This window comes from [Rhizobium] kunmingense (genome assembly GCF_977018605.1).
The window spans coordinates 3,696,248-3,720,022 of the sequence record NZ_CDRNXG010000001.1; the positions used below are offsets into that span (position 1 = coordinate 3,696,248).

Genomic DNA, 23,775 nt, shown 5'->3' on the forward strand with positions numbered 1-23,775 from the left:
GGCGGTCAACAACGCCCTCCCCCAAGCCTTTCAGAGATCCTGCAATGCTCAGCCGTTTCTTCGCCTATTACCGCCCCTACAAGGGCCTGTTCATCGTCGATTTTTCCTGTGCGGTGCTGTCCGGACTTCTGGAACTCGGCTTTCCGATGGCGGTAAAACTGTTCGTCGACCGGCTGCTCGTGACCCAGGAATGGTTTCTGATCACGCTCGCATCCGCCGGTCTGCTTCTCTGTTATGCGGTGAATACCGGTCTGATGGTGGTGGTTACCTACTGGGGCCACATGCTGGGCATCAATATCGAGACCGACATGCGCCGCGAGGCGTTCAACCACCTGCAGAAACTGTCCTTCCGTTACTATGACAACAACAAGACCGGCCATCTGGTCGGCAAGCTGACCAAGGATCTGGAAGAGATCGGCGAAGTGGCGCATCACGGGCCGGAAGACCTGTTCATCGCGATCATGACCTTTATCGGGGCATTGGCGCTGATGATGTCCGTCAACTGGAAGCTTGCGCTGATCACCGCGCTCGTCGTGCCGCTGACGGCGTGGGTGACGAGCCGCTACGGCGCGCGGATGAGCCGCAATTTCCGCAAGCTGTTCGAGCGCGTCGGCGATTTCAACACCCGTATCGAGGAAAATGTCGGCGGCATGCGCGTCGTCCAGGCGTTCGCCAACGAGACGCATGAACGGACCCTGTTCGAGACCGACAACCAGAACTACCGCCGGGTGAAGCTGGAAGCTTACAAGATCATGGCCGCCAGCACCTCGCTCAGCTACATGAGCATGCGCCTGACACAGATGATCGTCATGGTGGCCGGCGCCTATTTCGTGCTGAACGGCGAACTGACCGCCGGCGGCTTCATCGGCTTCCTGCTGCTCGTCGCCGTCTTCTTCCGCCCGGTGGAGAAGATCAATTCGGTCATCGAAACCTATCCGAAGGGCATTGCCGGTTTTCGCCGCTTCACCGAGCTTGTCGATACCGAACCGGATATCGCCGATGCGCCGGATGCCGTCACGGTCGACCACCTCAAGGGCGAAATCGAATACCGCAACATCTCCTTCGGCTACAGCCCGGACAAGCCGATCCTCAAGGATGTCAGCCTGTCGATCCGTCCGGGCGAGACAATCGCCTTTGTCGGCCCGTCCGGCGCCGGCAAGACGACGATCTGTTCGCTTCTGCCGCGCTTCTACGATGTCGACGGCGGCTCGATCTCGATCGACGGGATCGACATCCGCAAGATGACGAAAACGTCGCTGCGCCAGCAGATCGGCATCGTGCAGCAGGACGTGTTCATGTTCGGCGGCACATTGCGTGACAACATCGCCTATGGCCGCCTTGGCGCGAGCGATGCCGACATTCTGGCGGCGGCCCGCCAGGCACGGCTGGAGGACATGATCGCCGAACTGCCGCACGGGCTCGACACGATTGTCGGCGAACGCGGCGTCAAGCTTTCCGGCGGCCAGAAGCAGCGCGTGGCAATCGCCCGGATGTTCCTGAAAAATCCGCCGATCCTGATCCTCGACGAGGCGACCTCCGCGCTCGATACCGAGACCGAGCGGGCAATCCAGCGGTCGCTGTCGGAACTCGCCGTCGGCCGCACGACGATGATCATCGCCCACCGGCTTGCGACAATCCGCGGCGCCGACCGTATCGTCGTCATCGACGGCTCCGGGATACTCGAAGAAGGCACGCATCAGGAACTTGTCGCAAAGGGTGGCGCGTACCACCGCCTGCATTCGGTTCAAGCCGGGGCATAAATTTGAACCGAAGACTTCGCCGGCCCGATCCTGCGAAGCGATTCGCGACAGTTGAATGATTGCTTGAAACTTGATAAAACGATGCAAGTTTTAAACGGCGATCATCCAGGGTGCGGATCAACGGGGTCGGAAGCATGACGTTTCAGCCACGCATGGCGAACCAGATCGAGGGGTTTTCCGTCATCGGCGGTTTGCGCCGGCGATACTGGAACGGCATTACCGCCGATCTGTGGGACGTGGAATGCGCCAGCTATGCCGGCGGCTATTACATCGCTCGCGACCCGCGCCTGTTCATCCTGCTCGACCATAAGGGACGTGGGCGGCCTTCCGTAAAGCGGACGGCGAGCGACATCGGGCGACCGCAGGACTGCGCGCTCAGCCCGATCTCCTACATACCCGCCGAGATGGACCTTTGGGTCGATATCAAGGACGTCCAGTCCGTCCGCCATCTCGACATCCATTTCGAGACCGACGCGATGAGCCGAAGGCTCGGTGACGATCTCGACCCGCGCCGCCTCAACGCGCCACAGCTTCTGTTTGCCGACACGCGGATCATGGCGCTGGCCGAACTGATCGCCAGCGAGATTGCCAATCCCGACCCGCTGCACGATCTCTATGGCGACGGATTGGCGCTAGCACTGCTGATCGACGTGTTGAAACTGGCGAAGACAGAACCGCGCAGGCGCGGCACGCTCGCTCCCTGGCAATTGAAGCGGGCGAAGGACTTTATCGAGCAGCATTGCCTGCGCAATATCCGCCTGGAAGAATTGGCGGTGGTGACCGGCCTGTCGCAATCGCATTTCTCCCATTCGTTCAAGGCTTCTACCGGGATGGCGCCGCACGAATGGCAGATGAACGCGCGGCTGGAACGCGCCAAGGGCATGATCAAGTCCGGCGAGCAGCCGCTGACGGAAATTGCCGCCGAGACAGGCTTTTCCGACCACGCGCACTTCACCCGCGTGTTCCGCAAGCATGTCGGGATCGCGCCGTCGCAATGGAAAAAGTCACAGTCGGCGTAAAAGATACGGGCAGATGCGCAAAGGCGTGAACTTTGCCCAAAATCATTCAAGTGCCGCACATCAGAACAAGCGAATAAGTGAAATCTGAGTTAACCACTCATCTTATTATTACATGCCGCATGGGATAGCGGCACGAGTGGGGCAAAGAATGAAAAGATCGATCAACTCTTCCGTTGCGCGGGCCAGCCTTTACGCCGGCGTCGCCGCCATCAGCCTGACCGTCTCCTGGGCCGCCCAGGCACAGGACGCCGCCGAGGCGCAGACCGGCACGACGCTCGCACCGATCGTGTTGCAGGGCGAAGGCGAACAGGGCGGCACCGGCCCGGTGCGCGGCTATGTGGCAAAGCAGACGACGACGGGTTCCAAGACGGACACGCCGCTGAATGAAGTGCCGCAGTCCGTGTCGGTTATCGGCACCGAGGAGCTCTCGGACCGCGGCGTCGTGGACAAGGTCGACCAGGCCTTGCTTTACACGCCCGGCGTATTTGCTCAGCCTTACGGCTCCGATCCGGACACCGACTGGATCTATGTGCGCGGCTTCAATGCCAGCCAGACCGGTCTATTTCTCGACAATCTGGCGCTCACCAATCACGCGTTCGGCAATTTCCAGGTCGACGCCTTCATGCTTGAGCGGGTGGAAGTGCTGAAAGGACCGGCTTCGGTCCTGCTCGGCGGCGCCAATGCCGGCGGCGTCATCAACATGGTTCGCAAGCAGCCGACCGATCAGCCCTATTTCTACACGGAACTCGGCGTGGACAGCAACGGCGCGGGCTACGGTGCCTTCGACCTGTCTGACAAAGTGCCCGGCAGCGACACGGCAAGCTATCGCCTGACGGGTAAGCTTTCGGGTGGCGACGGCTATTCTGACGAGCAGGAAGATATCCACGGCTTTATCATGCCGCAGGTGACAATCCAGCCAGACGATGCGACCAGCCTCAACGTCTGGGCCTATGCTAGCCATATTGACCAGACCCACACATCCAACGGCCTCCTACCCTACGTCGGCACCGTCGTTCCCGGCCCCGGTTTCGGCAGATTTGATCGAGACATCTATCTGGGCAATGCAGATTTCGATATCGGCCGTGCGACACAGCTTATGACTGGCTACGAGTTCGAGCACGAATTCGAAGGTGGGTGGAAGTTCACGCAGAACCTGCGCTTTGCCAATCTCGACAAGCGCGAGCGTCAGATTTACCCGTTCGAATTCAACCAGACAGATTCGACGCTTTTCATGTATGCCGACGACGTACGGTCGAAGGCTAACTCGTTCAACGTCGACAACCGAATTGAGAACGAATTCGATCTCGGTGGCGCAAACCACAAGATCATGGCCGGTATCGACTATCGCTACTATCGTCTGGACAACAATCAGTATGCTGGATCGGCGACCGATCAAAGCACCGGTGAAGGGCCTTTCGAGTTTCCGCTCCCGACGCTTGCGCCGTATACCCATCAGAAATTCAAAATCAATCAGCTCGGCGTTTATGTACAGGACCAGATCAAGTTCGGCGACGGCTGGATCGCAACCCTGAACGGTCGTTTCGATTACATCAAAAGTGATCTTGATACCCTGAGAACCATCCCGTCCCAATACGAGCTTTCGGATACGGCATGGAGCGGTCGTGCAGGTCTCGCGTATGAATTCGATAATGGCGTTACGCCTTATATCAGCGCCGCCAGCTTCTTCAGCCCGCTTGTTGGCTCCAGCGACGACGGCGTCCTGAAGCCGGAAGAAGGTGAGCAGTACGAAATCGGCGTCAAGTACGAGCCGACCTGGATGGACGGCGTTCTGACGGCCTCCGCTTTCCAGATAGACAAGCAGAACTACACAGTTTCGACGCCAGGCAACACCTCCAGCCGACAGCTCGGCGAGGTTCGCTCCCGCGGCGTGGAACTTGAAGGCAAGTTCAACGTGAACCAGAACTGGAAAGTGATAGCTTCGGCTTCTTATACAGATCTGGAATTCACCGACAATGCGCTGAACCCGGCCTTGACAGGCAACGATCCGGCAACGGTACCGAATTCGCAGGCAGCCCTGTGGCTCGACTATACGGTGACCGAGGGCGCGCTCGAAGGACTCGGTCTCGGTGCAGGCGTCAGGTATCGTGGCAAGTCCTGGGCCGACGATGAAAACCAGCTGCGGGTTGGTGATGCGACCGTATTCGACGCAGGCATACGCTACGAGAAGAACGACTGGAAGGCCTCGCTTAACGTGACCAACCTGTTCGACAAGGAATATGTGGCAGCCTGCAACACGGCCTATTTCTGCGGCTACGGCGACGCACGTACCGTTGGCTTCAAACTTAGCAAGGTCTGGTAATCCCCTCACCCGAAACGGTAAGTTGACAACCAAACTCAAGCTTATAAGGAAGGCCCGCAAGGGCCTTTCTTTTTGTTCCCGGAGATCGATTTTGCATTCCGCCGTTCCGCTCTTCCATGCCGGATTGTCCAGACGAGCGCTGATGCTCGGAGCGGCTTCGCTCTCGGCCGTCGCGGCCACATCGGGTATGGCTGCCGCACAAGGTGTCTCTCCCCCCGGATCCGCGACGGGCTCCTCCGCTCACTCCCCCACCGGTCCGCGTGCAGCAACGCTCGACTGGGCGCATCTGGAGACGTTGCTGGCGCTCGGCGCCCATGTCGTGGCAGGGCCGGAACTCAGGCAATTCCGCGAGGTCGCCGTCGAGCCGGAACTGCCGGAAGATGTCGCCGATATCGGACTGCGCGGGCTTCCCAATCTCGAAACCATGTCCTTCGCCAAGCCGGACATGATCTTCAACTCCAATTACTACGGCTGGGCCGATCCGCTTTTGTCCGGTATCGCGCCAACCCACAATTTAGGCATCTACGTGCCCGGCGAGGATCCTTACGTAATGGCCGAGCGGGCGACCGTTTCGATCGGCGACAGGCTCGGCGCAGAACACGCATCGGCCTATGTCGCCGAGGTCAATGGTCGGCTCGATGTGTTGCGGCAGGCGCTTTCGTCAGGCGACGGGCGACCGGTTCTGCTCGCCAATCTCGGCGATGCGCGACACTACCGCGTGTTCGGCGCAGACAGCATGTTCGGCTCGGTTCTGACGCGGCTCGGCATCGAGAATGCCTGGACGTCTGCCACCGCCTATTCCGCCACGGCGCCGATCGGCATCGAGACGATCGCCTCCATGCCCGATGCCATCATCGTGCTCATCCCGCCGCATCCGCTCGATGCGATCACGGCGCTCGAACGCGGCGCATTCTGGAACGCCTTACCCGCGGTGCGATCACGCCGCGTCGTCACCATTGGTTCGGTCAATCCCTATGGCGCGTTACCGGCGGCGCGGCGCTTTGCCGAGGAACTTGCTAAAGGACTCGGCCATGTCCGCAACGGCTAGCCTTTCACCCTCCACGACTGCCAGCGGCCGCCCTATCCTGTCGATCTTCGGCGCGGTGATCGCCTGCGTGGTGATGCTCACGCTGCTTGTGCTGACGCGCCCGACCGTGCCGGGAGATCCGGCGACGGCGGCGAAGCTTGGCGACATCCTGCTGTGGCACAGCCTTTTGCCGCGCGCATCGATCGCGCTCATCTGCGGCGCCGGGCTCGGGCTTGCAGGCGCACTGCTGCAGCGGGTCCTGCGCAACCCGATCGCCGACGCTTCGACGCTCGGCATTGCCGCCGGCGCGCAGCTTGCGATCGTCGCCGGTTTGATGTTCTCGCCGATGCTTGCCGGGCTGTCGCGCGATGCCGTCGCCTTCGGTGGCGGACTTCTGGCAGTGGCGCTGGTGCTGGCGCTCTCCTGGCGGCAGGCATTCGATCCGGTGACCGTCGCCGTCTCCGGCCTGATCGTCAGCATGATCGTCGCCTCCATCACCATCACCCTCATTCTCGCGCGCGGCGAGTATGCGATGTCGGTCAGCATCTGGGGCTCGGGCGCGCTCAGCCAGCAGGACTGGCAGGGCGTGATCTCGCTTCTGCCCAGACTGGTAATCGGCGCGATCGCCGCACTGGTGCTGGTCCGACCGCTCAATGTCCTGGCGCTCGACGATGCAAGCGCCAAAAGCCTCGGCATGTCGATCATGGCGATCCGCCTTGCGGTGCTTTCGCTTGCCGTCTGGCTGGCCGCCTCGGTGACGGCGACGGTCGGCGTCATCGGCTTTCTCGGGCTTGCAGCACCGGCCATCGCCAGGCTTTGCGGCGCGCGGACCACGGGCCAGGTGCTGATCGCCGCGCCGCTTGCCGGGGCGGTCGTGCTGTTCCTCACCGACGGGCTCAGCCAGTTGCTCGGCCCCGGCTTCAACGATCTGGCCCCCGCCGGTGCCGCGACCGCGCTGATGGGCGGGCCCGTGCTGCTCCTGCTTCTGCCGCGTCTGCACGCCATGTCGCCGGTCACCGCCGATGCGGCGCCGAGCGAGCGGCGGCTTGCCCGGCCGAATGCCTGGGTGATCGGCATGGCCGTGATGATCGTGGCTCTCATCCTTGCGACGCTGACGATCGGCCCCTCGCCCTATGGCATGGCGGTCTCGCTCGGTGCGCAGCTTGGCGAACTCCTGCCCTTCCGCCTGCCGCGCATTCTCGCTGCCGGCGGGGCCGGCGCGCTGCTCGGCGCATCCGGCTTCATCATGCAGCGGGTGACGGGCAACCCGATCGCCAGCCCGGAAGTGCTCGGCGTTTCGGCCGGCGGCGGGGCGGGGCTTGCGGCAACGCTCTATCTCTTCGGCTTCGTCTCGCCGGTCTTCATGCTCGTCGGCATGGCAGCAGGCGCGCTCGTCGTCTTCGTCATCATGATCGCGATCGCCGCCAGCCGCGAGCTTTCCGCCGAACGTCTGCTTCTCTCCGGCATCGCGATGAGTGCCATTTCGATGGCAATCGTCACGATCGTGCTGTCGCAGGGCAGCATGAACTCCTTCATCCTCTTGATGTGGATGGCGGGGTCGACCAACCGCGCCGGCGTGTTCGAGGCGGCCGTATCGCTTGCAGCGCTCGCCGCCTTCACCGCGCCGCTGTTCTTCATGAGCCGCTGGCTGACGGTTCTGCCGCTCGGCGGCGTCGTGTCGAAGGCGCTCGGCATCGGGTTGATTTCCTCGCGGCTGGCGCTGGCTATTCTTGCTGCGTTGATGACGGCGGTCGCCTCCTTCCTCGTCGGCCCGCTCAGTCTTGCCGGCCTCGTCGCGCCGCATCTTTCGCGGCTGATCGGCTTTACCGGCGCGCGCCAGCAGCTGCTCGCCGCGATGATGATCGGCGCTGCCATGCTGATCTTCGCCGACTGGCTGTCGCGCGTCGTCATCTACCCCTATCAGGTGCCGGTCGGCGTATTTGCCGCTTTGATCGGCGGCCCTTATCTACTATGGCTCCTCGCCAGGATGGAGAAACGATCATGAATGCCGCAAACTTTCCGCACCGCGAGTTCAACCTCACCGGCACCGCCATTCCTGTCGATGCCGACGACATGCTGGCGGAAATCTGCGAGCATTTCATCGACCATGCGGAAGTCCATCGTGACGGCGACCACGTGACGCTGTCGAGCGAGATCGGCGAGGCCTATATTTCCAAGGTCAGCGAGCAGCTCGATATCCGGCTCGCCTGCCCCTCACCCGACATGCTGTCGCTGACGCGGACGATCATTGCCGAGCATCTGTTCATGTTTGCCGGCGACGATCCGCTGACGCTCGACTGGGCCGACCAGCCGAAGCCGGCAAAGCTTGCGGACCTGAGCGAAATCACCATCGTCTCGGCCGAAAACGTCACTCCGCGCATGCGCCGGCTGATCGTCTCCTGCCCTGATGCGGCGCGTTTCGACACGGCGGACGGGCTGCATGTGCGCCTGCTGATGCCGCCGAAGGATCGTGATCCGGTCTGGCCGACGACGCTTTCCGATGGCCGCATCGGCTGGCCGACCGGCGAAGACGAGATTGCGGTGCGCTATTACACGATCCGCAGTCTCGATCTCGATCGCAACGAAATGGCGATCGACTTCGTGCTGCATGACGATTGCGGCAAGCGCATGCCGGGCGCGGAATTCTCCGTCAGCGCCAAGCCGGGTGACCGTGCCGGCCTGCTCGGCCCCGGCGCCGGCGGCATGCCGGAAGGCAAGGATCTTGTTCTGGCCGGTGACGAGACGGCCCTGCCGGCGATCCTACGGATGATCGAGCTTGCAACGCCCGAGATGAGGGTCCATGCGATCATCGAGGTGGCGGATGCGGCGGAAGAACAGGCCGTCGGCTGCGCCTCCAAGGATTTTTCCATCGAATGGCTGCATCGCAACGGCGCAGAAGCCAGCAAGGCCGGACTGCTGGAAAAGGCGATCGCGGATCGGCTCGATGCGCTCGGTCCCGACACATTCGTCTGGGCTGCCTGCGAAAAGAGCGAGGCGCAGTCGATCCGCGCAAGGCTCAAGGCGCATGGCCTCGACCGCAGCCGGATGAGCGCCATCACCTTCTGGCGGCGCGGCTACACGGACTGACCGGATCGCGATCATCCACACGGGCGCAGGCCTTGCGGCTTGCCCCGCTCTTCGCGAAGACTTATCTCGGTCGAAGAAGAGGGATTCTGGTTTCATGACACAAGCCTTTCTGCCGACACGGCGCCTGCTCCGCATAGCGGGCGCGGATGCGCGTGATTTCCTGCATTCGCTGATCACCACGGATGTCGAGGGCCTCGCCGATAACGAGGCGCGTGCCGGTGCGCTGCTGACGCCGCAGGGCAAGATCCTATTCGACTTCCTGATCTGGAAAGACGCGGACGGTTTTGTCATCGAGACGGAAGAAGGCCAGCGCGATGCGCTGCTGAAACGGCTGATGATGTACAAGCTGCGCGCGGCCGTGGTGCTTTCCGCGCTGCCGGAAGACGGCGTTTCGGTATTCTGGGGTGACGAGATCGACCGGGGCGCCGTCAGCGATGGCGCCTTCGCCAAGGCGGGTGTCGCCGTATCGCGCAGGCCGGGCCACCATGCCGATGGCGCGGCCGAGGCCTATCACGCGCTGCGGATTGCGGCAGGCATTGCAACATCCGGCGACGATTACGCGCTTCAGGATGCGTTTCCGCATGATGTTCTGCTCGACAAGAATGGCGGGCTTTCGTTCCGCAAGGGCTGCTATGTGGGGCAGGAAGTCGTCTCGCGCATGCAGCATCGCGGTACCGCAAGGCGTCGCGTCGTGCAGGTGAAAGGGGAAACCGCTCTGCCCGCAGCCGGCACGGAGATCACCGCCAACGGCAAGCCGGTCGGCACGCTCGGGTCGGTTTCCGGCACATCGGCGCTCGCGATCGTACGCATAGACCGGGTCGGTGATGCAATGGCTGCCGGCACGCCGCTGATGGCGGGCGAGACTGTCGTTACCATGGAACTGCCCGGCTGGACCGGCCTTTCCTTTCCGGCGGAAAGCGAAGGGGCGGACGCGTGAGCCTTTCCACTGGTAGCCGCGCATGGCAACGCATGCTGTCGGGCCGCAGGCTTGATCTGCTCGATCCTTCGCCGCTCGATGTCGAGATTGCCGATATCGCCCACGGGCTTGCCCGCGTCGCCCGCTGGAACGGCCAGACACGCGGCGACCATGCGTTTTCCGTCGCACAGCACTGCCTCGTCGTGGAAGAGATCTTTCGCCGCTGCAATGGCTCCGCCGCTGCCCCGGATGCGCTGCAGATGACGCTACTGCATGATGCGCCCGAATATGTGATCGGCGACATGATCTCTCCGTTCAAGGCGGTCGTCGGCGGCGGCTACAAGACGGTCGAGGCGCGGCTTGAAGCGGCGGTGCACCTGCGGTTCGGCCTGCCGCCGCATGCTTCCAAGGAACTGAAAACCCTGATCAAGAAGGCCGATACCATCGCCGCCTATTTCGAGGCGACCGAGCTTGCCGGCTTTACCGCAGCGGAAGCTCGCAAAATATTCGGCCAGCCACGCGGCATTACCCGCGAAATGCTGCCGATCGAACCGGTCGCCGCCATCGAGGCGCAGCGACTGTTCATCGCCCGTTTCGAGGCGATCGAAGCCGAGCGTGCAAAGGTTGCCGCATCATGAGCCGCATCATCGTCTGCCCGCTTGCGAAGATCGCCGAGACTGCGGTGAAGAATGGCGCCAGCGAAATGGTCAGCCTGATCGCCGAGAAGCAGGATTTTCACCGGCCGGGCGTGATCCGCGCCGAGCGGCACCTGAAATTGGCGATGAACGACATCGGCTTTGCCGGCACCGGCGGGCTGATCGCGCCGAGCGAGGCGCATGTGCGCCAGCTGATAGACTTCGTTCGCAACTGGGACCAGTCGGCACCGCTGATCGTGCATTGCTGGATGGGCGTGTCGCGCTCTCCGGCGGCCGCGGCGATTGCCATTCTCGCGCTTCGCCCGGAAGAAGACGATCATCAGCTTGCTCAAAGGCTGCGCAAGGCCGCGCCGCATGCGACGCCGAATACGCGGCTGATCGAGATCGGCGACCGGCTGCTCAAACGCCAAGGGCGCCTGATCGCGGCGGTGAAATCCATCGGTCGCGGGGCTGAAACGGATGGCACTGCATCCTTCTCGCTCGATGTTGTTCCGTCATTTTCCGGCTGAAGCCGAAAGCTCGCATTTCTCTAGAGAAATAGAAAAAATCTGCGGATTCCGCCTTGACCTGTCTGACGCCTGCGCCAATTAGGGGGCATCGTAAACGAACGGATCAGGTATGGATCAGGCATCGGATTTTGTCGTCGCAACGCGAACGGCTCTCGCGCAGTTGACGGCATTGGCCGTGCAGTATTCCTTCTCCGTCATCGGCGCCATCATCCTTCTCGTCGTCGGCTGGATGGTCGCAGGGGTGCTCAGCCGCTCCGTCTATAACGGCCTTTCGCGTATTTCCGGCTTCGACGCGACACTGTCGCAGTTCTTCTCCAACATCATCCGTTATGCGGCGCTCATCCTCGTCGTCGTCATGGTGCTCGGACAGTTCGGCGTGCAGACGGCTTCGATCCTTGCGGCCCTCGGCGCGATCGGCCTGGCCGTCGGCCTTGCGCTGCAGGGCACGCTGCAGAATATCGCCGCCGGCATCATGCTGCTGGTCCTGCGCCCCTTCCGGGTCGGGGAGACCATCGAGACAGGAAGCGTCACTGGCACGATCGTCGATGTCGGCCTGTTCGCCACCGAGCTGCGCACCGCCGAAGGCGTTTATCGGTTGGCGCCGAATTCGACCCTGTGGAATGTGCCGATCACCAATTACAGCCGGCTCGGCACCCGTCGTCACGAAATCACCATTTCGATCAATACCGACGAGGATGTAGCAAAGACCGAGGCCGAGCTTCTGAGGCTCGCCGCGTCGGATGAGCGGGTGCTGAAATCACCGGCACCAGCCGCCTTCGTTTCGGACTTCGACAGCGGCAGCGCCAAAATCACCCTGCGGTACTGGATCGGCAGCAAGCAGTGGTGGGATGTCAGCCGCGACATGACCAAATCGGTCAAGCTCGCCTTCGACAAGAAGCCGGAGGACGTGACGGCTTAAAAACCAGATCCCTTTCCATCAGCGCCGGATGCGGCATACCCCGGTGAGAGCGGACCTCTGCAGCTTATCCCAGAAGGAAAGCGCAGACGAACCGGGGACAAAGGTGTTCGATGGCAAGGCTATAAGGGGTTCGGCTCACGAGGGAGCCGGGCCCCTTATATTTTTCCGACGCTTCCGCCTTTCAATTCAGGCCCGCTATCTTTTCTCATTTCATATCAATGCGTTTGAGGGTCTTTCCTCCAGCGGTTGTTCCTATACATTCCCTCTCTCAGTTTCGGGGGAGTGACGCGTGTACCTGATCGATATTCTGCTGGTCGTCCTGGTCTTCTATCTCGTCTCGCAGAACCGCAAGGTTTTCGCACGGGTCGATGGATTGGAGCGAGACCTTGAGACCTTGCGCAAGCTGGTGGCAGAAAGCGCGCTGGATCCGACGCCTGCACGCAGGCAGGTAGAGGCCCGATCGGCGGCAGAACAGGACATCGGCATCGAAGAGGCCGACGACGTATCTTCCGATGGTGCACCAGCCTCCGCCGCCGATGTGGCCGATGAGGCTGAAGGGACCGACGCGTCTCAGAACTCCGAAACGCCATCGATGCCAGCTGCGGCCAGCCCTCCCCCCAGGACCAAGGCGCGCCCAAGGCGGGAGAATCTCGAAAGCTATCTCGGAGCACGCTGGCCCGTCTGGGTGGGTGGCGTGGCGCTCGCCTTCGGTGGCATATTCCTGGTGCGCTATTCGATAGAGGCCGGGTTGCTCGGCCCCGGCACGCGACTGACGCTTGCCGCCGTCTTCGGTCTCTTGCTGATCGCCGCCGGCGAGATCGTGCGGCGCAAGGCGCTGCCGAAGATCGCCGACCTCTATGCCAATGCGATGATCCCGGGCGCGCTGACGGCTGCCGGCAGCGTGACATTGCTTGGCGCTGTGTTCGCCGCATACGCCTTCTACGGCTTCATCGGTCCCGGCACCGCCTTTGCGCTGATGGCGCTCGTTTCTCTTTTCACCGTGGCACTGTCACTTCTGCACGGGCAGGCGCTGGCCGGTCTCGGCCTGCTCGGCTCGCTGGTGACACCGATCCTCGTCACCACGGAAGAGGCGAACGCCAATGCGCTGTTCCTCTTCCTCACCGTTACATTCGCGGCGGTGACCAGCGCCTCGCGCATCCGTCGCTGGACCGTCGTGCCGATGCTGGCGAATATCGGCACCGGGCTTTGGGTGCTTGCCTATGCGGCGCTCGGCATCGATTTCGATCCGCTGCCGCCATCGCTCACCATGCTGGCGATGATTGCGGGTACCGCCTTCCTCTGGCCGGGGCAGCGCTATGGCAGGAACCTTGCCGGCTGGCGCGGCCTGCTGCGACGGGCGCCGCTGAAGATCACGCTGTCGCTCTCGATCGTCATCATGCTTGGCGCGCTTGCGACCGTCGTTTCGCAGCCGGCGCCTGGCGAAATTTCCGGCGTCGATCCACTGTTTGCCTTCGCAGCCGTGATCGCAGCGCTTGCCGCATTCGGTGCCGGCCGCGCCTATGCCGCCTGGCCAGCACTTTTCGCCGCCGGAAGCGCCGTGCTCGGCGTTCTGGTCACCGCGCTGTCGCTGCTCGATTACATCGCCCCGGAAGGGCCGGACGGAACGCCCGTACCGCTGCCGCTTTCCGGCAACGAGGTCGCCGTCAGCCTCGGGCTCGGCGCCATCTTCACCCTGCTCGGTGTCTTCTTCCTCAGGCGCTTCCGTCGCGAGGAACGGGAATTCTCCATCCTATGGGCTTTCCTGATGGGGGCGATGCCGGTGGCGCTCGGCTTCATCTCCTTCCTCAACTTCGGCAATTTCTTCCGCGACTGGGCGCATGGCCTTTACGGGATTGCGATCGCGCTTGCGATGCTCGCCGCGGCAGAGTGGCTGTTCCGCTCCAGTGAGACGCGGAACGAAGCGGATATCGACTGGCCGGCGAATATCGCCGTCGCCGGCTCCTTTGCCGGTCTCGTGCTGGCGCTGCATGCGCTGACCAACGGCATGGCGACGACAATCCTCGTCTCGCTGATCGGCTTTGCCTATCTGATGGCGCAGCGCCTGCGCGCATGGCCGGCATTGCCGTGGATGATGGCGGCAGCGACGGCAATCGTCTTCGGCCGCATCGCCTGGGAGCCGACGCTGGTCGGCGTCAACAGCCTCGGTACGACGCCGTTCCTCAACGCGCTTCTGCCGGGTTACGGCATCCCGACGCTGCTCGCGATCGCGTCTGCATGGATGCTGCAAAAATCCGCCGACCTGCGGGTGCGCAACGTGATGCAGGCGCTCGCCTCGCTTTCGGCCCTGATCACCATCGCAGTTCTGGTGCGCCATGCGATGAATGGCGGGCAATTGTACGCTGCAACGCCGACACTCGGCGAGCAATCGCTCTATACCCTGATTACCATCGGCTTTTCGGGCGTTCTGATGACGCTCGATCTGAAATCCCCGTCGCCGGTCTTCCGCTTCGGCTCGATGATCGCCGGCGTGATCGCCACCGTCAACGTACTGTCGCTGCATGTCTTCGCACTCAACCCGTTCTTCTCCGGCGAGGACACCGGGCCATGGCCCTTCGTCAACCTGCTGCTCCTCGGCTATCTTATCCCGGCGTTTGCCTATGCACTCATCGCCTATCTGGCGCGCGGCCGGCGGCCGGTGCCCTATGTGGCGATGCTGGCGGTTGCCGGCGCCGTGCTCGGCTTCCTGTGGGCGACGCTTTCGGTGCGCCGCTTCTGGCAGGGCACGAACATTGCCGACTGGAAGGGGTTCATTCCGGGCGAGACCTACACCTATTCTGTCGTCTGGCTGGTGATCGGCGTGGCACTTCTGGCGCTCGGCTCGAAACTCGATGCCAAGAGCCTGCGTCTGGCATCCGCCGGGCTGGTGCTGATTGCGGTGCTGAAAGTGTTTCTCGTCGACATGGCGAACCTCGAAGGCATTCTGCGGGCGCTCTCCTTCATCGGGCTTGGCGCGGTGCTGATCGGGATCGGGCTTTTCTATCAGCGGATATTGGTGAAGAAGGGTGGCGAACCCGAAGCCGATTCTGAGGAACCCGCATGACGCTGCCTCTCGCCACCGCCTTTGCCCCTTACGAGGCGCTTGCCGGTCACCTCATTCCACATGCGACGGAGAGCGATGACGGCAGCCACGACATCGCCCATATCCTGCGCGTGTTCAAGAACGCCATGCGCATCCATGCGAGCGAAGGCGGTGACGGCACGGTTCTGGCGGCCGCCGTGCTGCTGCATGATTGCGTTGCGGTGGAGAAGAATTCGCCGCTGAGAGCACAGGCCTCACGGCTTGCGGCGGAAAAGGCATCCGCCATTCTGGCCGGCATGGGCTGGGAGGATGCGGCCATAAAGGCCGTCTCCCATGCGATCACCGCCCATTCCTTCTCCGCCAATATCGCGCCGGAAACGCTGGAGGCGAAAATATTGCAGGATGCCGACCGGCTGGATGCGATCGGCATGGTGGGCGCTGCCCGCTGTTTCTATATCGCCGGGCGCATGGCGTCCGGCCTCTATGATCCGGTCGATCCGCTGGCCAGGGAGCGTCCGCTCGACGACAGGAATTTTGCGATCGACCATTTCGAGGTCAAGCTGTTCAAGCTGGCCGACGGGTTCAAGACGGAAGCCGGCCGCGCGCTTGCAAGCGAACGGCATGAGCGGCTGAAGACGATCCGGGACATGTTTCTGGACGAGATTTGAGGGGTATCCGATGCGTGTTGCAGAACTGAACTACTTTCCGTTGAAAAGCGGGCGCGGCATTGCGCTTAGCGAGGCGCTGATCACCGCATCCGGCATTCCCGGCGACCGGCAGATGATGGTGGTCGATCCCGACGGCAAGTTCATCACCCAGCGCGAGTTGCAGGCGCTGGCACAGGTTGAGGTCGAGCCGAAGGATGTCGGCTATCGCCTTGCCATGGATGGCAAGGGCGAGATCCTCGTCGCTGTCCCCTCGCCCGAACAGCGCATGGATGTCGTCGTGTGGAAATCGCCGGTGAGTGCCGCGGTTGCCGGCGACGGTGCCAACGCGATCCTCTCCGGCTGGCTCGGCCGCGAGGTGAAGCTGGTGTTCTTCGACAAGAAGGCAGAGCGGACCGCCAGCGCTGACTGGGCGGGGCCGGATACGCCCGTCACCTTTGCCGACGGCTATCAGGTTCTCGTCACTACGACCGGATCGCTTGCAGCGCTCAATGCCGACATGGAAAAGCATGGCGAAGGCACGATCGGCATGGAACGCTTCCGCCCCAATATCGTGCTCGACCATGATGAGGCCTGGGCCGAGGACAATTGGGAAGGGATAGAGATTTCCGGCATCCGCTTCGATTTCGTAAAACCCTGCGCCCGCTGCATCATGACCACGCAGGATCAGGCAACCGGATCGCGCGATGTGTCGAGCCCGATGTCGGCCATGGGCCGTATCCGCATGTCGGGCGACCGGCGTGTGCCCGGCCCGCTGTTCGGCTGGAATGCCGTGCCGCGCGGCACCGGCACGATCAAGCTCGGCGACGAAGCGACCGTCACCGGCCAGCGCGACGCCTGGGCGATCAAGCGGCGGGCATGACAAAATGGCTGCCGCCCTCAGGTTTCGCTTGAAACCGTACCGGGCGGCACGTACCAGACCTTGACGCGCAAGCGGCAAAACCGTTGCAATCACCACGATACAAGACGACTGGCCGAGGGTGAGGACGGCCGGGAACGCCTCGAAAGTCCCAATCTCCATGACACCACGCAACCAGGGCATCATCTTCGCGCTTTGCGCCGTGACGATCTTTGCCATCCAGGACGGCATTTCCAAACATCTCGGCCAAGCCTATCCGCCGATCTTCGTCGCGATGATCCGCTACTGGTTCTTCGCCGCCTTCGTGATGGCACTGGCATCGCGCAACCCTGGCGGCATACGGAAAACGGCGACGAGTTCCCGGCTTGCGCTGCAGATCCTGCGCGGGGCGTTGCTGGTGTTCCAGATCAGCATCTCAATCTATTCCTTCGCCTATGTGGGGCTGGCGCAGACGCATACGATCTTTGCCGCAGCACCTCTCGTGGTCGCCTGCCTTTCGGTGCCGCTTCTGGGCGAGACCGTGGGCTGGCGCCGCTGGATGGCGATCGGAATCGGGTTCTGCGGCATTCTCCTGATCATCGACCCGACGAATGCGACCTTCGACAGCAGCATCGTCGTCCCGCTCCTCTGCATGGTGATGTTCGCCTTCTATTCGGTGCTGACGCGCATGGTCAGCCGCACCGATACGTCGCAGACGAGCTTCTTCTATACCGGCGTTGCCGGCGCCGTGGCGATCACCTTTATCGGACCATTCTACTGGTCCAGCATCGCGCCGGAATACTGGTTCTGGATGGGCGCGCTCTGCATCACCGGCATGACCGGCCATTACCTGCTAATCCGCGCCTTCGACGTGCTGGATGCCGTCGTGGTGCAGCCGATCTTCTACTGGCAGACGGTGCTCGTATGTCTGATCGGCACGCTCATCTTCGGCGAGGTGATGAGCTGGAACATGATCGCCGGCTGCGTCATCGTCATCGGCGCCGGCCTGTTCACCATCCTGCGCGAGGCAAAGCTTGGCAAGAAACGGCCGCCGGTGCAGCCGCCGGGATCGCTGTAAGGCTCCCCCATCATCAACAGCGGTGATGGGTCACTTCTATAAAAGTCGTTTCACCCGGCGCGACGAAGGGCGTATGAACATCCTCCTAGTTTCAGAGGATACCCCCATGTCCCAAGCCGCGCCTGCCAAAGCCCGTGCCTCGATGCCCTGGCTGATCATCGCCTCCGGTGCGCTTGTCGCGCTTCTGGCCTTCGGGCCGCGTTCGGCCATGGGCTTCTTCCAGTTGCCGATGCTCGCCGATACCGGCTGGGACCGCACGACATTCGGGCTTGCCATGGCGATCCAGAACCTCGCCTGGGGGCTGGGCCAGCCGATCTTCGGCGCGATCGCCGACAAATACGGCACCGGCCGGGTTCTTGCCTTTTCCGGCCTGCTCTATGCGGCCGGTCTTGCGCTTATGTCTACGGCACATTCGGAAAGCATCCTGCATCTGTCAGGCGGCGTGATGGTGGGGCTTGCGGTCGGCGCCGGTTCGTTCGGCACCATTCTGTCGGCCTTTGCCCGCAACGTCACGCCGGAGCAGCGGTCCTTCGCCTTCGGCATCGGCACGGCTGCGGGTTCGGCCGGCATGTTCCTGTTTGCACCGCTCAGCCAGGCGCTGATTTCCAATTACGGCTGGTCGGACAGTCTCGTCATCATGGCGGTGATGATGCTCGCCATCCCGGTTCTTGCCATACCGCTACGCGGCAACTCCTCCTCCGGCAGCCAGCGGCAGGCCACCTACCAGCAGACTGCCGCCGAGGCGCTGAAGGAGGCTTTCGCGCACAAGGGCTATCTTCTGCTCGCCAGCGGCTTCTTCGTCTGCGGCTTTCAGGTCGCCTTCATCACAGCCCATTTTCCCGCCTACCTGCGCGATATCGGCATCGATGCGCGTTACGCGGTGATCGCCATGGCGCTGATCGGCTTCTTCAACATCATCGGCTCGCTGGCGGCCGGCGTGATCGCCCAGCGTTACTCGAAGCCCTATTTCCTCGCCTATATCTATATCGGCCGCTCGATTGCCGTGACGGCGTTCCTGCTTCTGCCGCAGTCTCCGACGTCGGTGATCCTGTTTGCTCTCGTCATGGGGCTCCTGTGGCTTTCCACCGTGCCCCCGACCAACGGCCTAGTCGCCATCATGTTCGGCACGCGCCATCTCGGCCTGCTCGGCGGCCTTGTGTTCCTGTCGCACCAGATCGGCTCGTTTCTGGGCGTGTGGATGGGTGGTGTGCTCTATGACCGTCTCGGCTCCTATGACGCCGTCTGGTGGTTCGGCGTGGCGCTCGGCCTGTTTGCCGCCGTCGTGCACTGGCCGATCCAGGAAAAACCCGTCGACCGACCGGTGGTACTGCCGGCCGAGTAAGGATCAGCCGGCCTGGCGGTCCGCCTTCGGCGTGAGGGCTTTCAGGGCGGCCTGCACGAAGCCCTCGCGGGCGTCGTTGGCGGTGATGCCGCGCGGTTCATAGACGTGACGATGCAGGAAGAACTGCGTCAGCCGGAAGGCCGCCGCCATGCTTTCGCGATCGGCCGACGGAGAAGGCCCTTCCTGCAGGAAGGAAGGCAAGGCCAGCATGCGGTCGGCATAAGGCGCCGCCGCCTCGCCGCAGACGGCACGGCCGCTCTTCGGCGAAACGTGAGTGAGGTTTTCGCGCACACCGGTCGCCGCGCATTCGGTGAGATCCAGCCCATAGCCGAGATCGTTGAGTACCGCGAGCTCGAAACGGACGAAGAGTTCACCCGCATCCATCGGATCATCCATCGCCTCAAGGATGATGTCGAGCGCCTCGAAAAGATGCGGATGCGGATCGCGTTCGGGCAGAAGCCGCAGAAGCGCGCCCATGGCCTGAACACCGAACACAGCCGTCGCCGTCTCCATCAGCCTTGCCGCGCGAAGGCGGACCGGCTCCAGCTTCAACTCGCCCAGATGCTCGTCCAGCCTTGCGCGCCAGACCGCTTCCACGCGGTTGCCGGCCTGAAGTACCGGCTGCATGGACCGCGAGCGGCCGGAGCGGACAAGCCCCAGATGCCGGCCGCGCTCACGGGTCATCAGCTCGGCAATGACGCTGGTTTCGCCATGCCGCTTCACACCGATGATGATCGCTTCGTCCTGCCACTGCATTACTGGATTAACGCCTTGCCTCGATGATTCCGTTCTAGCGCATAAGCCGTTCAGATTGAATCGCTTTTGCGTCCGCGCAACGGCCGCTCGGAAACTGCGATCACCCGTCATCTCTGCGGGAACAAATCGCCCCCTGGCGGAATTCTCCCGCCAAACAATCACAATGCCAAGGGAGTTCCCATGAGACACGCCGTTATCGCTGCCGCCGCCCTCTCCGCCGCGCTTGCCGGCTTTGCCGCCGCGCCGCCGGCTCTCGCCCAGTCGCCGCAGCTGGAGCAGGCCTGCGTTGCCGTCGCCAAGAACTTCCTGCTCGTCTCGACCCTGAAAACCGGCATCGTGCAGTCCTTCCCGGAGCTTGATCCTCCGGGCGCACGGCTGACCTATTCGACCCGCGACGACGCCAAGCCGACGGATTTCAATAACGAGATCGAATGCGAGTTCGACAAGGCCGCGCCGCCGCACAGTCTCGTGCGTTTCTGCATTTCCAAGACCTGCTACGGCCCAGGCGAACAGGAGCCTGAAAACCGCCGCCGCTTCGAGGAAGTCAAGGCGCTGATGGCCCGCCAGAATTGAGGTTATGCCGGCGAGGCAGCGCAACGCCCCTCGCCGGCCTGACCGAGACGATCAGTTGTCCGCTCGGCGTCCAAGCGCGCCCAGTGCGGATGTCAGGTAACGCTCGGCCAGCGCATGACGGCGGCGCTTGGCAAGCTTCAAAGCCTCGATGCAATGCGAGGCCAACGGATCGGCCTCGGACGTTGTCGTCTTGGAGCCGGCCTCTTCGGCCGTAACCAGCCCCGTGTAGATCGACGGCATGCCTTCGGCATTGCGCAGGCATCGGCCCTGTGCCGTGACGATCATCATGCGCCCGGTCGGATGGGCGATGCGGTAGGTCTGATGGCAGGGCTGGCCTGAGACGATGGTCTCGTGCAATGCTCTTGCCACCCTCGGCATGTCGTCCTCCGAGACATGCTTGATGACCTGCTCGATCGGCGCCCCGACCTCAAGTTCGCGATGCGGAATTCCGTAGAAATGCGCGAAAACCTGATCGGCGAAGACCTTGTTTTCGTTCAAGTCCCAGCTGAAGAACCCGACTGCGTCCTTCATATCCACGCCTTTGTCTTTTCCGAAGTACTTGCTGGTTCCCATGCAGCTTGCATCCTTTATGGCGCTCTCTTTGCTTGTCATTTACAGGCGAAATGACTCGTCTGGTTGCAAAACCGATCAAAGTTGCACAGTTGCGCCCTGTCAAGGCTACCGCGCAAGGTTGCACATATTTGCAAGCAGATATCACATTTGACGCGTTCCAAAGGCGTCAAATTGCGCTCATAACGGGAAAGTCAAGCGTCAGCCCCTGGGGAAATCCAGGCCCATCTCGCGGAAACGCTCCGGATCGTCGCCCCAGTTCTCGCGAACCTTGACGAACAGGAAGAGGTGGACAGGCTGCTCCAGGATCTCGGAGATTTCCTTGCGCGACGCCGTGGAGATGGCCTTGATCGCCTCGCCGCCCTTGCCGAGAGCGATCTTCTTCTGGCTCTCGCGCTCGACATAGATGACCTGTTCGATACGAACCGACCCGTCCTTCTTCTCTTCCCATTTCTCCGTCTCGACGTGAGAGGCATAGGGAAGTTCCTGGTGCAGGCGCAGGAACAGCTTTTCGCGAGTGATCTCGGCTGCGAGCTGGCGCATCGGCAGATCGGAGATCTGGTCTTCCGGATAGTACCAGGGGCCTTCCGGCAGGGTCTTGGCGAAGTAATCCATCAGGTCGTCGCAACCGGAACCGTTGGTCGCCGAGATCATGAAGGTGCGTTCGAAATCGACCTTCTCGTTGGCGGCGGCGGCGAGTGCGAGAAGATCCTCGCGCTTGACCTGGTCGATCTTGTTCAGGAGCAGGATCTTCGGCTGATGAACATCCTTGAGACCTTCGAGGATCGTTTCCGCATCGCCGCGAATGCCGCGCTCGCTGTCGATCAGAAGCGCGATCATGTCGGCATCCTTGGCGCCGCCCCAGGCAGAGGTCACCATGGCGCGGTCAAGACGGCGGCGCGGCTTGAAGATGCCGGGCGTGTCCATGAAGACGATCTGGGCGTTGTCGTGGATGGCGATGCCGCGCACGATGGCGCGGGTCGTCTGAACCTTGTGGCTGACGATCGAGACCTTGGCGCCGACCAGCCGGTTGACCAGCGTCGACTTGCCGGCATTGGTGGCGCCGATCAGGGCGACGAAGCCGGAATGGGTCGGGCCTGCTGCGGCTTCGTTCTCGTCACCGGCAATGTTGTGGTCTTCAGTCATATCGGTCCAATCAATCCTGGCTCTTCGGCCAGATGCCCTCGCGTTCGAGGATACGGGTTGCGGCAACCTGTTCGGCTGCCCGTTTCGAGCGCTCGGTGCCGGTTTCAGGCTTCGTTCCCTTGATCTCCACCGTCACCGTGAAGCGCGGATCATGATCAGGTCCCGAACGGTCGTCTACCTTGTAAGAGGGCGTCAGGCCGAACTTGGCATGCGCCCATTCCTGCAATTCGGTCTTGGCATCGCGCCGTGCCGCATTCGGCTGGCTGGCACGATCCTTCCAATAGCGGAGAATGAAGGCGCGCGCCACCTCAAGCCCACCATCGAGATAGAGCGCCGCGATCAGGCTTTCCACCACGTCGGCGCGGACATTGAGCATGCGCTTGCCGGTGAGCTTCTTCACATCGGCGCCGGTGCGGATGAAACGGTGCAACTCCAGCTCGTCGGCAACGGTCGCACAGCTATCGGCGCTGACAAGCTGGTTGAGGCGCACCGAAAGTTCGCCCTCCTCCGCCGTGCGGAAGGTGGTGAACAGGAGTTCGGCGACGCACAGGCCGAGCACGCGGTCGCCCAAAAACTCAAGCCGCTCGTAATTGGCATTCTTGGCGGTACCGGTGCTGGCATGGGTCAGCGCCCGGTCGAGCCATTGCTTGTCGGTGAAGACGTGGCCGATCGCCGTTTCCAGCTGGCTCCAGTCGTCAACCGACAAAGACTTGTTCTTCATCAGTTGACGCCCTTGAACAGACGATCCCAGCGCATGTTGGACGGCCACTTCCAGATTTCGCGGAAGGACGTGTCGTTGCCGAGCGAGAAGAAGATGACGCTGGCGCGACCGACAAGGTTTTCGGCCGGAACGAAACCGACGTCAAAGCGGCTGTCCAGCGAGTTGTCGCGGTTGTCGCCCATGAAGAAGTAATGGCCTTCGGGAACGATGAATTCCGGTGTGTTGTCACCGCGCGAATTCTGCAGCTGGTCGAGCGTGTCGAAAGTCTTGCCGTTGTCGAAGGTCTCGCGGAAAATCGGCACGTTGGCGCCCGGATCGAGGCGGTAGTCGGAGGTGAAGCTGCCGTCGGCCTGCTTCGGAATTGCGGCGCCGTTGATGTAGAGAATGCCTTCGCGCACCTGCACGCGGTCGCCCGGAAGGCCGACGAGGCGCTTGATATAGTCGATCTCCGGCTGCTGCGGCAGGCGGAATACGATGACGTCGCCACGCGCCGGTTCGCTGAACTGCAGGACGCGACCGTCGAACAGGTCCGGCGAGAAGGGCAGCGAATATTTCGAATAGCCGTAGGCGAACTTGTTGACGAAGATGTAGTCGCCGACGAGCAGTGTCGGCATCATCGAGCCGGACGGAATGGTGAACGGCTGGAACAGCACGGTGCGGATGACCATTGCCAGAAGCAAGGCCTGAATGATGACCTTGATGTTTTCCCAGAGCGCATTCTGCTGCTTCGTCTCAGCTTTATCGGACACGTATCACTTCTTTCTATCTCGGCGAGTGGCTGACTGTCTAAACTCTAACCCAGCCGTCGGCAATGGGCCGGAGATTACGATTGC

21 protein-coding genes are annotated in these 23,775 nt (G+C 62.3%); 16 read left to right on the forward strand and 5 right to left on the reverse strand.

From position 1 onward, the window contains the following. Positions 1 to 44 precede the first annotated feature (44 nt). From AC0JZ4_RS17925 to AC0JZ4_RS17995, 15 genes are all read left to right on the forward strand, one after another. Positions 45 to 1,760 (forward strand): ABC transporter ATP-binding protein, encoded by a 1,716-nt coding sequence (locus AC0JZ4_RS17925; RefSeq protein WP_471887665.1) that lies wholly within the window; start codon positions 45 to 47, stop codon positions 1,758 to 1,760. A 134-nt stretch (positions 1,761 to 1,894) separates the two neighbouring features. Beyond that, a complete protein-coding gene (locus AC0JZ4_RS17930; RefSeq protein WP_471887666.1) occupies positions 1,895 to 2,779 on the forward strand; it encodes a helix-turn-helix domain-containing protein in 885 nt (294 codons plus the stop codon). A 148-nt stretch (positions 2,780 to 2,927) separates the two neighbouring features. Further along, positions 2,928 to 5,099: a TonB-dependent siderophore receptor gene (locus AC0JZ4_RS17935; protein WP_471887667.1), complete on the forward strand. Its 2,172-nt coding sequence runs from the start codon at positions 2,928 to 2,930 to the stop codon at positions 5,097 to 5,099. A gap of 91 nt (positions 5,100 to 5,190) precedes the next feature. Next, positions 5,191 to 6,147, forward strand: coding sequence for an ABC transporter substrate-binding protein (locus AC0JZ4_RS17940; RefSeq protein ID WP_471887668.1), 957 nt, complete (start codon positions 5,191 to 5,193; stop codon positions 6,145 to 6,147). Beyond that, complete coding sequence (fhuB, locus tag AC0JZ4_RS17945; protein ID WP_471887669.1) at positions 6,131 to 8,131, forward strand: Fe(3+)-hydroxamate ABC transporter permease FhuB; 2,001 nt, start codon at positions 6,131 to 6,133, stop codon at positions 8,129 to 8,131. The genes AC0JZ4_RS17940 and fhuB overlap by 17 nt, the downstream gene beginning before the upstream one ends. Continuing rightward, on the forward strand, positions 8,128 to 9,213 hold the full coding sequence (locus AC0JZ4_RS17950; RefSeq protein ID WP_471887670.1) for a DUF2218 domain-containing protein: 1,086 nt from the start codon (positions 8,128 to 8,130) through the stop codon (positions 9,211 to 9,213). The genes fhuB and AC0JZ4_RS17950 overlap by 4 nt, the downstream gene beginning before the upstream one ends. A gap of 94 nt (positions 9,214 to 9,307) precedes the next feature. Then, positions 9,308 to 10,150: a CAF17-like 4Fe-4S cluster assembly/insertion protein YgfZ gene (gene ygfZ / locus AC0JZ4_RS17955; RefSeq protein WP_471887671.1), complete on the forward strand. Its 843-nt coding sequence runs from the start codon at positions 9,308 to 9,310 to the stop codon at positions 10,148 to 10,150. A 32-nt stretch (positions 10,151 to 10,182) separates the two neighbouring features. Next, a complete protein-coding gene (locus AC0JZ4_RS17960) occupies positions 10,183 to 10,767 on the forward strand; it encodes a YfbR-like 5'-deoxynucleotidase (RefSeq protein ID WP_471887935.1) in 585 nt (194 codons plus the stop codon). Continuing rightward, the gene (locus AC0JZ4_RS17965) at positions 10,764 to 11,294 is read left to right on the forward strand and encodes a tyrosine phosphatase family protein (RefSeq protein ID WP_471887672.1); all 531 of its coding nucleotides are present in this window, start codon (positions 10,764 to 10,766) and stop codon (positions 11,292 to 11,294) included. The genes AC0JZ4_RS17960 and AC0JZ4_RS17965 overlap by 4 nt, the downstream gene beginning before the upstream one ends. 109 nt (positions 11,295 to 11,403) lie before the next feature. Next, positions 11,404 to 12,213, forward strand: a complete 810-nt coding sequence (locus tag AC0JZ4_RS17970) for a mechanosensitive ion channel family protein (protein WP_471887673.1) — start codon at positions 11,404 to 11,406, stop codon at positions 12,211 to 12,213. 289 nt (positions 12,214 to 12,502) lie between these two features. Beyond that, the gene (locus AC0JZ4_RS17975) at positions 12,503 to 15,274 is read left to right on the forward strand and encodes a DUF2339 domain-containing protein (protein WP_471887674.1); all 2,772 of its coding nucleotides are present in this window, start codon (positions 12,503 to 12,505) and stop codon (positions 15,272 to 15,274) included. Further along, complete coding sequence (locus tag AC0JZ4_RS17980) at positions 15,271 to 15,921, forward strand: HD domain-containing protein (protein ID WP_471887675.1); 651 nt, start codon at positions 15,271 to 15,273, stop codon at positions 15,919 to 15,921. Before AC0JZ4_RS17975 ends, AC0JZ4_RS17980 begins: the two co-directional genes overlap by 4 nt. A 10-nt stretch (positions 15,922 to 15,931) precedes the next feature. Then, complete coding sequence (locus AC0JZ4_RS17985) at positions 15,932 to 16,780, forward strand: MOSC domain-containing protein (RefSeq protein ID WP_471887676.1); 849 nt, start codon at positions 15,932 to 15,934, stop codon at positions 16,778 to 16,780. A 157-nt stretch (positions 16,781 to 16,937) separates the two neighbouring features. Beyond that, a complete protein-coding gene (locus tag AC0JZ4_RS17990; protein ID WP_471887677.1) occupies positions 16,938 to 17,834 on the forward strand; it encodes a DMT family transporter in 897 nt (298 codons plus the stop codon). 106 nt (positions 17,835 to 17,940) lie between these two features. Further along, positions 17,941 to 19,176 (forward strand): MFS transporter, encoded by a 1,236-nt coding sequence (locus tag AC0JZ4_RS17995; protein WP_471887678.1) that lies wholly within the window; start codon positions 17,941 to 17,943, stop codon positions 19,174 to 19,176. Positions 19,177 to 19,179: 3 nt separating this feature from the next. Here the strand turns inward: AC0JZ4_RS17995 and recO are convergent, their stop codons facing one another. Further along, on the reverse strand, positions 19,180 to 19,932 hold the full coding sequence (gene recO, locus AC0JZ4_RS18000; protein WP_471887679.1) for a DNA repair protein RecO: 753 nt from the start codon (positions 19,930 to 19,932) through the stop codon (positions 19,180 to 19,182). 180 nt (positions 19,933 to 20,112) lie between these two features. Between recO and AC0JZ4_RS18005 the strand changes: the two genes are divergently transcribed. Further along, a complete protein-coding gene (locus AC0JZ4_RS18005) occupies positions 20,113 to 20,505 on the forward strand; it encodes a hypothetical protein (protein WP_471887680.1) in 393 nt (130 codons plus the stop codon). Between the two features lie 51 nt (positions 20,506 to 20,556). On the opposite strand, the gene AC0JZ4_RS18010 is transcribed toward AC0JZ4_RS18005, so the two are convergent. The 4 genes from AC0JZ4_RS18010 to lepB all read right to left on the reverse strand — a co-directional run bounded on the left by AC0JZ4_RS18010 (position 20,557) and on the right by lepB (position 23,691). Continuing rightward, positions 20,557 to 21,036, reverse strand: a complete 480-nt coding sequence (locus AC0JZ4_RS18010; protein WP_471887681.1) for a PAS domain-containing protein — start codon at positions 21,034 to 21,036, stop codon at positions 20,557 to 20,559. 240 nt (positions 21,037 to 21,276) lie between these two features. After that, positions 21,277 to 22,221: a GTPase Era gene (gene era / locus AC0JZ4_RS18015; protein WP_471887682.1), complete on the reverse strand. Its 945-nt coding sequence runs from the start codon at positions 22,219 to 22,221 to the stop codon at positions 21,277 to 21,279. A 10-nt stretch (positions 22,222 to 22,231) separates the two neighbouring features. Next, positions 22,232 to 22,942 (reverse strand): ribonuclease III, encoded by a 711-nt coding sequence (rnc, locus tag AC0JZ4_RS18020; protein ID WP_471887683.1) that lies wholly within the window; start codon positions 22,940 to 22,942, stop codon positions 22,232 to 22,234. Continuing rightward, a complete protein-coding gene (gene lepB, locus AC0JZ4_RS18025) occupies positions 22,942 to 23,691 on the reverse strand; it encodes a signal peptidase I (protein ID WP_471887684.1) in 750 nt (249 codons plus the stop codon). Before lepB ends, rnc begins: the two co-directional genes overlap by 1 nt. Positions 23,692 to 23,775: the final 84 nt, after the last annotated feature.

Coding starts and splice junctions, on each gene's coding strand:
- AC0JZ4_RS17925 (WP_471887665.1), top strand. CDS start 45: ATGCTCAGCCGTTTCTTCGCCTATTACCGCCCCTACAAGGGCCTGTTC.
- AC0JZ4_RS17930 (WP_471887666.1), top strand. CDS start 1,895: ATGACGTTTCAGCCACGCATGGCGAACCAGATCGAGGGGTTTTCCGTC.
- AC0JZ4_RS17935 (WP_471887667.1), top strand. CDS start 2,928: ATGAAAAGATCGATCAACTCTTCCGTTGCGCGGGCCAGCCTTTACGCC.
- fhuB (WP_471887669.1), top strand. CDS start 6,131: ATGTCCGCAACGGCTAGCCTTTCACCCTCCACGACTGCCAGCGGCCGC.
- AC0JZ4_RS17950 (WP_471887670.1), top strand. CDS start 8,128: ATGAATGCCGCAAACTTTCCGCACCGCGAGTTCAACCTCACCGGCACC.
- ygfZ (WP_471887671.1), top strand. CDS start 9,308: ATGACACAAGCCTTTCTGCCGACACGGCGCCTGCTCCGCATAGCGGGC.
- AC0JZ4_RS17960 (WP_471887935.1), top strand. CDS start 10,183: ATGCTGTCGGGCCGCAGGCTTGATCTGCTCGATCCTTCGCCGCTCGAT.
- AC0JZ4_RS17965 (WP_471887672.1), top strand. CDS start 10,764: ATGAGCCGCATCATCGTCTGCCCGCTTGCGAAGATCGCCGAGACTGCG.
- AC0JZ4_RS17970 (WP_471887673.1), top strand. CDS start 11,404: ATGGATCAGGCATCGGATTTTGTCGTCGCAACGCGAACGGCTCTCGCG.
- AC0JZ4_RS17980 (WP_471887675.1), top strand. CDS start 15,271: ATGACGCTGCCTCTCGCCACCGCCTTTGCCCCTTACGAGGCGCTTGCC.
- AC0JZ4_RS17985 (WP_471887676.1), top strand. CDS start 15,932: ATGCGTGTTGCAGAACTGAACTACTTTCCGTTGAAAAGCGGGCGCGGC.
- AC0JZ4_RS17990 (WP_471887677.1), top strand. CDS start 16,938: ATGACACCACGCAACCAGGGCATCATCTTCGCGCTTTGCGCCGTGACG.
- AC0JZ4_RS17995 (WP_471887678.1), top strand. CDS start 17,941: ATGTCCCAAGCCGCGCCTGCCAAAGCCCGTGCCTCGATGCCCTGGCTG.
- recO (WP_471887679.1), bottom strand. CDS start 19,932: ATGCAGTGGCAGGACGAAGCGATCATCATCGGTGTGAAGCGGCATGGC.
- AC0JZ4_RS18005 (WP_471887680.1), top strand. CDS start 20,113: ATGAGACACGCCGTTATCGCTGCCGCCGCCCTCTCCGCCGCGCTTGCC.
- AC0JZ4_RS18010 (WP_471887681.1), bottom strand. CDS start 21,036: ATGAAGGACGCAGTCGGGTTCTTCAGCTGGGACTTGAACGAAAACAAG.
- era (WP_471887682.1), bottom strand. CDS start 22,221: ATGACTGAAGACCACAACATTGCCGGTGACGAGAACGAAGCCGCAGCA.
- rnc (WP_471887683.1), bottom strand. CDS start 22,942: ATGAAGAACAAGTCTTTGTCGGTTGACGACTGGAGCCAGCTGGAAACG.